We start from the raw sequence: 10,182 nt of genomic DNA, 5'->3' as shown, positions 1-10,182 counted from the left end.
ACCAGCAACGAGCAGCGGACCGCAGCTCTGCAAGACTTCCTGCACACCTACAACCACCACCGCTGCCACACCGCACTCGGCGGCCAGCCACCGATCAGCCGTGTGAACAACGCTCCGGGTCAATACAGCTAGCTAGCGAAATCGGAGACGACCGCACCGGCGGCGTCTTCTACAACGGGGAAGGCCGGCTGACAGTCGCGGTCACCGACCGGGCAGCCGCAGAGTCGGTGCGTGCTGCAGGCGGCACGCCGAAGCTCGTCGTCCACAGTTCCCGCGAACTCGCCTCTGCTCACGCCGAGATGGACAAGCTGGCCGGTATACCCAACACCTCATGGGGCATCGACCCGAGCAGCAACCAGGTTGTCATAGAGATGTACGACGACGTGTCCGCGGCCGACGAAGCCCGCATCCGGCGAGTGGCCGCCGCCCAAGGAGACGCAGTCCGCGTGGAGCAACGCGGAGGGACTCTGCAGCGAACTTACGACGTACGCGGAGGCATCGGCATCCACAACGACTCGTATGTGTGTAGTGCGGGCTTCAACGTGACGAACTCCGCTGGTAAGCGCTACCTCCTCACCGCCGGGCATTGCATGACCGGTGGAACCACCTGGTATCGGCGCAACGGCAGCATCTACCTCGGCGTGAGGTCCGGCGACTTCGACAACGGGGAAGACGACACGGGGGACTGGGGACTCATCGAGTACAAGAACCCGGACGTGCGCGCCCTGGGCATGGTGCAGTACAAGGACGGCTCAGCCTCGCAGATCACACGGTCCCGGTACGTGACGGACGGGGAGACGGCAAAGCGAGTGGGCACCATGACCCAGGACCTGATCGGCATGGTGCTGCAGCCGGTCACAACCGTCACCTACAGCGACGGGACCACGCTCACCAACATGATCAAGACCAGTCACTGCAGCGTCAACGGAGACAGCGGCGGCCCCTTGTTCGCCGGCGACGCGGCCCTGGGCCTCGTTTCCGGCGGCAACTACGTCAAGCAGCCGTGCGGAGATTCCGACGGACAGGACGACCGCGTCAGCTGGCACACCCCAGTGCAGAGGGTCCTAGATGTCGAGCACCCGGAACTCAGCGTCTACTGACACGGGTGATGGTGTGGGGCCTGCAGGAACCCGGCCCCACACCATCACGTCACAGAGCCACCACCTCTTCCCACCTTGTCGCCGAGGAGACCCCATGCGTTGGAACGGCGCACGAACTGCCGGAGTATGCGTCACATTCTTCCTGCTGATCGGCACCGGAGCCGTCGCAGGCTGCAGCAGCGAGCCAGCCGGCGACAGACGAAACCGCGATGCGGCGGTGCGCGACGCCGAGCAGAGGTCTCGGAGGGATGAGCGTGCGCGCCAGGTGGCAGAGGCGTGGGACGGCTCCAAAGCCGCCGTGCGGTGGCGTGAGGGCTACTACCCGATGGCAGCCGAGGTCCAGCTGCCCAAGCAGGGTCTTCGTAGCCTTGCCGACAAACGAGCCTACGCGAGGCAGAACTTCGTTCTTCGCGGCGAGTTGCCCGCCGCGAAGGACCGGGAGGGACGGGTGAGGTGGGAGGACGGTAGCTCGCTGGAACGTCCGCTGCTGGGCGCTGGGGCGGTGTACGAGACATTGGATCGCAACGGCAGTTTTGACCCGCCGTACCTCACGGTGACTGAGGTGGAACTGGGTGAGATGGCACTGAGGACCAGTCGGGGGCCGGCGACGGTGCCAGCCTGGTTGTTTACCCTCAAAGGCTACGAGACCCCATTGAAGCGGGCGGCCGTCCAGGCATCGGAGGCACCATTGTCACCTCTCGAGCCCTTCGGTCCACGTGACGAGGTGCCCGACGATCTGCTGGAGCCTGTCAGCAGGCTAGTGGACGTGGCTGCCGACGGCCGGTCAGTGACAGTGGCCGCCCTCCACGGCGCCTGCGACGACGGCCTGGAGATGGACGCTCTGGAGACTGACGGCAGCGTCGTGCTTTGGGCAGCGGTGACCGGCACACAGCAGGGGGCCTGTCAGTCGGTGGGCCTGGAGGACGAAGTGACAGTGGACCTGGCTGCTCCACTGGACAATCGTGTGCTGCTCGACGCTTTCACAGGCCGGCCCGTGCGGTATGCCCAGGCAAGAGGCTAGGTCGCCAACTCGCCGGCGAGCCGCACGGTCACATCCCCGAAGTCGACCTCGGCTTCCATCCCGGGCTTGTGCGTCTCCGGCACGATGCTGCGCGAGGGCGGGCCGAATATCGCCGACGATGAGCGGCGAAGAAGGCCGATCGCCGCCTGAAAGGGGCTGCGAAGTCTGCCACTGCCTGCAGCCGTTTCAGGATGATGATCGGCGGCTGATCACTGGTTGATGTCGTCGAACAGGCTGCGTTGGTTTCCGGAAGACTGACGGAGTTGTAGCAGCCGTTCGCGAAGGCTGGTGTTTTTGGGAGTCCAGTCGTCGGCGCTTTCCTCCGGCTCTGGGCGCATTTGCTGGTAACTGTCGATTGCCCAGAAATTTCTTGAGGCTGTGTTGGTGTCTTTGGTGTCTTGTCTCTCCTTGAATGCCTCTTCATACGACCGCAAGGCGTTCTCGACCTCAGCGTCGCCCACGTCGCCGCTGGACTCTGCAGCCCAGTTCTCGACACGGATTTCCAGGTAGGGGACGAGTCTGCGGAGCACATGCTCGAACAGCGCTTCGCGGTCCGCATCGGTGAGGAGGAGCTGCCAGTCCTCGTCGTCAATCCAGGAGGCGTCTGGGCTCGAGACGGCTATCTCTTTCATGCGGTCAATCGCCCGTCGTCGGAACTCCTCCGGCAAGAGATGAGCCTGATGAAGTCGCCCAAGGATGATAGTCAGCTTGTCGTAGCGTACGGGTGAATCGAGTTGGTCAAATTCTTCGTAGATCTGTGGATCGGCAGCCACGTAAGCACGCAGGAAGCCGTCGCTACTGCCATGCGCCAGATATGTCTGTACGGCCTGCTGCTGTTCGTGCAGTTGTCTCCATGGCTCGCGGCGTCCGTGGGGTTGACGCAGGGCGGCCACCCGATGAGCTACCTCTCGATAAAGTGGCGGCGGGATGCGCAGCAGAGTGCCCTGGTGCTGCCTGCTGCCTGCTGCCTGCTGCCGGGGGCGAGGCAGTCAGTGAGCGACTCTGTCGGGGATCTTGGTGTTCTCGGGACGGGTGCTGGTGGTGCTTGGAACACTTCGGACGGTCCTGCGCAGTTCCGTCTTCCTGAGGTGATCAGTGTCCGTTCTTCCCCGGTCCGGTGCGGTAGTTCCCGAGCTCACAGCCCAGATGGCGCGGGCCAGCAACCCCAGCGGCACCACGGCGATGTGGGTACGTGATCGCCTCGATTGGCTATGGGACGACAGGGACTTCGCTTCCTGGTACCCACGTGATGGCCGCCCCGGACTCTCCCCGGCCCAATTGGCCACGGTCTCTGTCCTTCAGTTCCTGCTCAACCTCTCCGACCGGCAGGCGGCCGAGGCGGTGCGGTGCCGTATCGACTTCAAGTACGCCCTGGCCCTGGAGTTGGACGATCCGGGATTCCACCACAGTGTGCTGACGGACTTCCGCGATCGGCCTGTGCGAGGACGACCGCGCGGACCAGCTGCTCTCCCTGTCGCTGGCACGGATGCGCGATGCCGGCATGGTCACTGAGCGCGGGAGGCAGCGCACCGACTCCACCCACGTCCTGGCCGCCGCGCGGGACCTCACCCGCCTGGAGCTGGTCCTCGAAGCAGTACGCGCGGCCTTGGAGAAAACCGCCCAGCAGGCCCCTGACATCCTCGACAGCCTGGTGGACGCCGAGTGGGCCACCCGCTACGGGCGTCCGGTCCGACTCCCCAGCCAGCCGAGTCACCCAGCCACGCGGCTCAAGCAGGCGGGAGCGGACGCCCGCATGCTCTTGGAGCGTGTGCGCACAACCGGCGTGTGCCTCGCGTGGAAGCGTTGCGACAGATCGTCGTACAGGACTTCCTCCTCGACGCCCGTGGCGGGTTACGCCCGCGCACCGAGAAGGACGGACAGCCAAAAGGGGCCCTGCGGATCGTCTCGCCCTACGACCGCGAAGCCCGCCGGGCCATCCGGGGCAACACCCGCTGGAGCGGCTATCTGGTCCATGTCACCGAGACCTGCGAGACCGGCGAGTCACAGGCCAACCTGATCACGGACATCGCCACCACCAGGCCGACCCGGGACGCCGAGGCCCTCCCCGGCATCCACACCCGACTGAGTGACCGCCGGCTGCTGCACCGGCAGCACCTGCTCGACGGCGGCTACCTATCCGTCTCGCTGCTGCACCGCTCCCTCCGCGACCACCAGGTCGAAGTCGTCGGCCCGGTCAAGACCAGTGGTGCATAGCAGAGCAAGGAACAGACCGGCTTCACCCGCGACGACTTCACCATCGACTTCGACCAGCGCCAGGTCACCTGCCCCAACGGCGAGACCAGCCACATCTGGCTCGAGCCACCAGCCATGGCGCCCTACACCGTGGCCCGGTTCCACCCACACCAGTGCGACCCGTGCCCCGACCGGTCCGCCTGCACCCGTGGCACCGCCGCCCGCACAGTGAACTTCCTCCCCCGCCACCTGCACGAACTCCAAGCCCGAACCCGCGCAGACCAGCAAGACTCCCAGTGGAGACGGCTCTACGCCACCCGGTCCGGAGTCGAAGGCACCCTCTGCGAGTTCATCAACGGACACCGGGCCCGCCGCAGCCGCTACAACGGCCACCGCAAGACACACGTGCAACACGTCCTGACCGGCATCGCCATCAACATCGAACGCCTCGCCTCACGCACAACTCGCCACCCGCACCGCCCCCGACGCCCCACGAGCTTCCAGCAGTACCTCGATGCCCGCGCCCTGACCTGGGAGTGCTGGTGGCGACAAGGCAAATGAGCCGCGCGTACAAGATCCCCGACAGAGTCGCTCACCAACATGGAACGCTACGTTGGCTACGACGCTGGCGGATATTACCCTGGAAAGGATTTCGGTCTAGTTCGGCATTATGCTGCCGCCATCGACGAGCCGGGAAACGTCTATGAGCACGACAGCACCTTCCAGGACATAACTCACTCACGAGACGCGTACGTCGGCGAGTTCATATGCCGTAGCGGATACCGGAGTGGAAAGGTGTGCGGTCACGTGCGAAGCCTGGGCATAGCAGCTCACTATTCGGACGGCCCGGTTTACAACCTCGTGTCGACGAGCTTCTGCTCACAGGGAGGCGACAGCGGGGGTCCTCTGTATCACGCGGATGCCGCCCTCGGAATTCAATCGGGTCACATCACATATTCGACCGGGGAGTGCTACAGCCTCTTTCAGCATGTGAACGAAGCGCTCGACTGGTACAACGCTGAAGTTTACTAAATTCCTTCCATCTTGCCGTTCGGTCATGGGCGACACACCCGAAGGGTCGGGTGAGGTCGAAGATTCCTTCCCCGAAGCCCTCCAAGGCCCGATCGAAGAACGTACAAGCCTCTCGCACACTCCCGGTGAGCGGGAGCTGAACTTTCCCCTCAGTAGCCTAGGATGCTTGCACTCACCTAGACACAACCTGAATCACCTGGCTAGCTTGATGTGCATGAATCAGATACGTAAGATCCTGACATCTGCCGTAAGTGTCGCCGTCATCGCAACCGTTGCCAGTTCCTGTGGGGAGGCCACCAATGCCGGAGGCCAGCGAGGCAACACAACCGAACTGCAAAGACGCTGGACTCCTCAAACTATTACCTTTGACGGCGAAACACTCAAGGCTCCGACGGAACGAGAAACCTACGTAACCTTCTCCTCTGGTGCGGTGAAGGGCAACGTCGGCTGCAACGGATTCAGTGCGGATGTTTCCATCGCCGCACATGCGATATCCGTATCCGAGCTATCGAAGACAACCGCAAGCTGCATTCCCGGTCATCGCTTTGAAGGGAAATTCTTCAAGATTTTTAAAGGAGAGTTCCAGTATGCAATATCGAAGGAGTCCGAGCTGACGTTGACGCGCGAGGAAGGCGTAATTCGTCTCATAGTGAAATAGGTGGCAGGCGCTGAGCCTTTGCCAACTTGAGTGCTGCGCAGGGTCGTTCAGGTGAATGACGGATGAAGCGAGTCCGGATCATGAACCCGAGCGCTGTCGGTCCTCAGCGGCTGAGGCCAGGACCCCTCCGCATCCCTCCACGTCGCCCGGCCCACAAGGCCAGCCGACGTCCTACCCGCCGTCCGCTGATCCAGAACGACAGCCACCTCGTCGAGGACAACACTTCTGTCCATGAAGGGGACCATCCCTCACGCACATCCCCCAACGGTCCAGTCCGAAGCCTTCTACAGCGGCGTGGCTGTTCCTACCTGTCATCAACATCTGCGCGATCGAAGGCCCGCGGTCGTTCCCGGAATGCGTCGACAACCGCTCCTGCTTCTGACCTACGCAGCTACCCGTCCCTCTCATGGCGTGGCGTTGTGTCGGTCACCGTTAGCAGTACTTCCGCAAGTGGCCGCTGCGCACAGCCGCGGCGAGTCCGCCACCTGCGCAGCGAAACGCGGTACTCCCTGCGGCGATACGATCGCGTTGTCTGCGGTAGCGTGCCCCGCCGCCGTAGGGTCGGCGGCGCGTCAGGAGGAGGTCCGCGCGAGGCTGTCGCGGATCACGCGATCGCTGGCGCGCAAGCCCGAGGTGAGGACGTCGAGCAGTGCGTCCGGCAAGTGCCTCGAGTCGAGGGCACATGTATGCAGCAGCTGGCGGCATTCCTTGACTTCTGCCTCGTGGCTTTGTTCACGACTTCGGGTTCTGGCTCAGCTTTCGTGCAGTGGCCACGGTGATTGACGGCTGAGGGTTCCGGACGGTATGCGAAGTTGCCCGCAAACGGACGGTGGTCAGTGCAGCTGGGCTGACAGTCCGGGCCGTGGAAGACATCCAAGGGTGTCGAGTGGGCACCGGAGCTGATTCCAACCTGGTTGGGTGGCTGGGCAGTTGTGTCGTAGGGGGCGGTGGCCGGACGTGAAGAAGCTCCTGGTAGACGGGTTCACGGTCAAGATCACCTGCCCCACCAGGAGCTTCCGCGTGCTTGTCTACCCGTCCGGCATCGATGTGTCCACCTCGACCCTGCGCTACCTGTCCACCCGCCTGCGAACCCGGCGCCGGGAGCGCGGAACACGGTGGCGCTGCTTGAGCGCGGGCCGCCAGGCCCTGCTCGTCATCGCGCACCTACGCTCCGGCCACACCTACGCCCAACTCGCCGCCAGGTTCGGTGTCGGTACCGCCTACCGGTACATCGCCGAGGCCATCGACGTCCTCGACGTCCTCGACGTCCTCGCACCGACCCTCGCCGAAGCGATGAAGACCGCCTCCACCAAGGCGTACGTGATCCTGGACGGCACACTGCTGCCGATCGACCGCATCGCTGCCGACCGGCCCTTCTGCTCCGGGAAACACAAGAAGCACGGCATGAACGTCCAGGTCGTCACCGACCCGGCAGGGCGCCTGCTGTGGGCCTCGCCCGCCCTGCCCGGAGCAGTCCACGACATCGAGGCCGCGCGAACCCACGGCATCATCGACGCCCTGACCGAAGCGGGCGTGCGGTGCTGGGCCGACAAGGCATACCGGGGCGCCGGCGGCACTATACGCGTGCCCTACTGGGGCCGTTGGGCAAAGCTGTCCGCAGGTCAGCAGGCCGTGAACCGCTCCCACGCGAAGATCCGCGCACTCGTCGAGCAGGCCATGGCCACCCTCAAGACCTGGCGTCTCCTGCGCAAGCTCCGCTGCAGCACCACCCGCATCACCAGCCTCGTCCAAGCCGCCCTGACCCTGCACCTGAACTGCTCAAACTGAGGTTGAAATCAGCACACCGTCAGCCAGATACTCTACTAGCCTTACAGCTCTGCCTATCGGGGTATTGCCGCAGGAGTGCGATGCGACCCTCCCCGGAGCCGGCACCTCGGCCCCCTGCGTACAAGCCCCTTCGACTGCCGGCCCTCCTCGACGTCGTCCGCCATACCCGACGACGACGTCCCGAACCCAGGCGGCCCGCTCCCGGCCTCCGAACCACAGAGAGAAGGCGCCCGTGAAGTACGTTCGCCCGGGACAGACCTACCGCCACTGCGACCCGCGCGAACGCATCCGCGTGCGGATCGAGGCGTACACCGACGGCGACGCTCGGGCGGAGGTGGTCGACGCTGCCACCGGGAAACGCCCGCGCCGCATCCTCGTCAAGGACCTTCACGAGAGCCCGATCACCGCTAACGGGAGGCGGCGCCGCAGCGGATACGTCCTGGAACGCGATTCCCCCGCCGAGTCCGCACTCACACCGGTCCCGAGCGCTGCCAGCGTCTTGGACAGCTCAGTGGCCCGCGAGATCCTCGCCGCCGCAGGGGAGACGTCCGTTGAGTACCTGCTGCGACACCTCTACGCCCAGTGCATGGAGAAGGCAGCCGACATCGTGACCTCCTACGTGCCTCCCGTGCCAGCCGGCCCGTTGACCGACGGAGACCGCCGACTGCGGGAGGCCGCCGACGAACTGGGGCGCGAAGCCGCGCGCGCCCTGGAGACCGAATAAGAAAGGATCTCCCGAAGAGGCCAGCACGGGGGCGACCCCACTGCGCCGTACGGTGCAGCTGTCCCCCGACGAACCGCGCGAGCACCGCACCTACCCCTGCACACGGTGCCCCTGGCGGACCGACACCGACCTGAGCGCCTTCACCGACGAAGACATGGGCATGCTCCGCAGGGCGAGGGGCCGGCCCGGCGACGAGGCCGCCCTACATGCGCCCAAAGTGGCGCCACCTCGACCAGCCCGGCACCACGAACGCCTGGCGCCTGTGTGCATGCTGGCTCGCCGTGGTGGGCCACGAACACCTCGGCATCAGGTCCACCACGATGTTCGGCGGGCTCCCGCCCGAGGCTCTGACTCCGACGGCGGACTGGCCAACCCTGTACGCCTCGCTTGAAGAGCTGGAGACCGCCCGCGCGCAACGGCTGGCACAAGACCGCGCTGTTGAGGAGGACGCCGCCCATGACCGAGCACTTGCCCGTGCCTGTCCCGCCGCACCCGCCGGTTGCGAAAGGCCGATTGCCAGCTCGCCGACGCCAGCCATCCGGAGCCTCGGGCCCCTCAGCCGCCGACCACATCCGCACCGCCCTTGACCCCGACTCACCGAGGAACACCTGATGCTGCACATCACGCTGAACGGCACCCGCGAACTCGACCCCGCCACCTGCCCGATGGGCCGCACGTTCAACGGCTGGCACCCGCAGATGTCCGAGCGCGAGGTGTACGAGGTCAACCGCGGCCGCTGGGTGCTCGGCGCCCGCTCCGACCGCGAGCGGTACGCACTGTTCTCCTCCGACGGCATCGTGCGCGCCGCCGTCGCCATCGACTCCGTCGGCTCCTCCGACGGGCAGACGTCCGCGGACAACGACGGCCGCCGCGCTCTCACCGGCCGCGTGCTGGCCGCCGGGCACCCTGTCCACGACGCGTACGTGGGCAAGCCCACCCCCGCCGATGTCGTCGGCAACCGCAACGCGATCGGCTACGTCGCCTCCGAGCACGACACCGGCCTGTGCGCCTGCGGCTGCGGCGAGACAGTCGTGCGCCGCGACTTCGCCTCCGGGCACGACCAGAGGGCAGTGCAGACGCGTATCGCGAAGGTCGGCAGCGTCGTGGACTTCTTGGCCTGGTTCGACGCCACCTGGAGCGCCCAGCAGCAGGAGCCGGCCGCGTGAAAGTGGACGCCCGCTGGCCGGGATGAGGGCCAGGGTGTCGCCGGCCGCCGTCTCCCACCGTCTGCCGACCGTGCGGCAGCGCACCGCCAAGGTCGGCCGCGGCCGACCCTTCACGGAGTCGCCACGCACCACCGGATTCAAGGCACGCCAGGAGAACCCGCAGCGAGTCTCGGTGTGGTGGCGGCCGCGCGACGGCCACGGCCCGGAGGTGGCCGAGCGCGCGTACGCGGACCTGACTGCCGAACTCGAGGGAGCCGGCTACACGGCCCGGACCTCGCCCCGCAATCCGTGACCGAGCGTCACTCTGATTACATAGCGCTGTTTTCGCTTCGCCGTAGCTTCGGGAGGACCGGTCCGGCGAGCATCTCCAGGACTAGGGCCTGTCCGGCGGATCATGTGACTGTCGGGTCGATGGCTCGTTGTGCTCGGCATGGGGCGGGGTGATCTGAGTAATGCGGAGTGGGCCCGACTGGAGCCGCACTTACCGACGACGGGGCGTC

The 10,182-nt window shown here is 65.7% G+C and carries 12 protein-coding genes and 1 pseudogene; 12 read left to right on the top strand and 1 reads right to left on the bottom strand.

The window, feature by feature from the left end; translation table 11 throughout:
* The 3 genes and pseudogenes from RM572_RS29800 to RM572_RS28360 form a co-directional block, all read left to right on the top strand.
* Window positions 1–132 (top strand): annotated as a pseudogene (locus RM572_RS29800) (IS481 family transposase); the annotation flags it as partial.
* Window positions 133–299: 167 nt separating this feature from the next.
* The gene (locus RM572_RS28365; protein ID WP_311676241.1) at window positions 300–1,100 is read left to right on the top strand and encodes a S1 family peptidase; all 801 of its coding nucleotides are present in this window, start codon (window positions 300–302) and stop codon (window positions 1,098–1,100) included.
* 94 nt (window positions 1,101–1,194) lie between these two features.
* Window positions 1,195–2,121, top strand: coding sequence for a hypothetical protein (locus RM572_RS28360; protein ID WP_311676237.1), 927 nt, complete (start codon window positions 1,195–1,197; stop codon window positions 2,119–2,121).
* Window positions 2,122–2,330: 209 nt separating this feature from the next.
* Here the strand turns inward: RM572_RS28360 and RM572_RS28355 are convergent, their stop codons facing one another.
* Window positions 2,331–3,014, bottom strand: a complete 684-nt coding sequence (locus RM572_RS28355; RefSeq protein WP_311676236.1) for a hypothetical protein — start codon at window positions 3,012–3,014, stop codon at window positions 2,331–2,333.
* A gap of 253 nt (window positions 3,015–3,267) precedes the next feature.
* On the opposite strand from RM572_RS28355, the gene RM572_RS28350 reads away from it, so the two are divergent.
* The 9 genes from RM572_RS28350 to RM572_RS28310 all read left to right on the top strand — a co-directional run bounded on the left by RM572_RS28350 (window position 3,268) and on the right by RM572_RS28310 (window position 9,974).
* Window positions 3,268–3,633, top strand: coding sequence for a transposase (locus RM572_RS28350; protein WP_311676240.1), 366 nt, complete (start codon window positions 3,268–3,270; stop codon window positions 3,631–3,633).
* A 291-nt stretch (window positions 3,634–3,924) separates the two neighbouring features.
* The gene (locus RM572_RS28345; protein WP_311676235.1) at window positions 3,925–4,335 is read left to right on the top strand and encodes a hypothetical protein; all 411 of its coding nucleotides are present in this window, start codon (window positions 3,925–3,927) and stop codon (window positions 4,333–4,335) included.
* Between the two features lie 42 nt (window positions 4,336–4,377).
* Window positions 4,378–4,875, top strand: a complete 498-nt coding sequence (locus RM572_RS28340) for a transposase (RefSeq protein WP_311676239.1) — start codon at window positions 4,378–4,380, stop codon at window positions 4,873–4,875.
* A 39-nt stretch (window positions 4,876–4,914) separates the two neighbouring features.
* Entirely contained in the window at window positions 4,915–5,346 is a 432-nt protein-coding gene (locus RM572_RS28335) for a S1 family peptidase (RefSeq protein ID WP_311676234.1), read from the top strand.
* 214 nt (window positions 5,347–5,560) lie between these two features.
* The gene (locus tag RM572_RS28330) at window positions 5,561–6,004 is read left to right on the top strand and encodes an META domain-containing protein (protein ID WP_311676233.1); all 444 of its coding nucleotides are present in this window, start codon (window positions 5,561–5,563) and stop codon (window positions 6,002–6,004) included.
* 1,020 nt (window positions 6,005–7,024) lie between these two features.
* Window positions 7,025–7,792, top strand: a complete 768-nt coding sequence (locus RM572_RS28325; RefSeq protein WP_311676238.1) for a transposase family protein — start codon at window positions 7,025–7,027, stop codon at window positions 7,790–7,792.
* A gap of 232 nt (window positions 7,793–8,024) precedes the next feature.
* Window positions 8,025–8,516: a hypothetical protein gene (locus RM572_RS28320; protein WP_311676232.1), complete on the top strand. Its 492-nt coding sequence runs from the start codon at window positions 8,025–8,027 to the stop codon at window positions 8,514–8,516.
* A gap of 611 nt (window positions 8,517–9,127) precedes the next feature.
* Complete coding sequence (locus RM572_RS28315) at window positions 9,128–9,682, top strand: hypothetical protein (RefSeq protein ID WP_311676231.1); 555 nt, start codon at window positions 9,128–9,130, stop codon at window positions 9,680–9,682.
* 22 nt (window positions 9,683–9,704) lie between these two features.
* On the top strand, window positions 9,705–9,974 hold the full coding sequence (locus RM572_RS28310) for a hypothetical protein (RefSeq protein WP_311676230.1): 270 nt from the start codon (window positions 9,705–9,707) through the stop codon (window positions 9,972–9,974).
* Window positions 9,975–10,182 lie beyond the last annotated feature (208 nt).

The sequence above is a fragment of the Streptomyces hazeniae genome (assembly GCF_031845485.1).
GTDB classification, from domain to species: Bacteria; Actinomycetota; Actinomycetes; order Streptomycetales; family Streptomycetaceae; genus Streptomyces; species Streptomyces hazeniae.
Note: the sequence above shows the minus strand (reverse complement) of the source record. Positions and strands in the feature narration are given on the sequence as shown.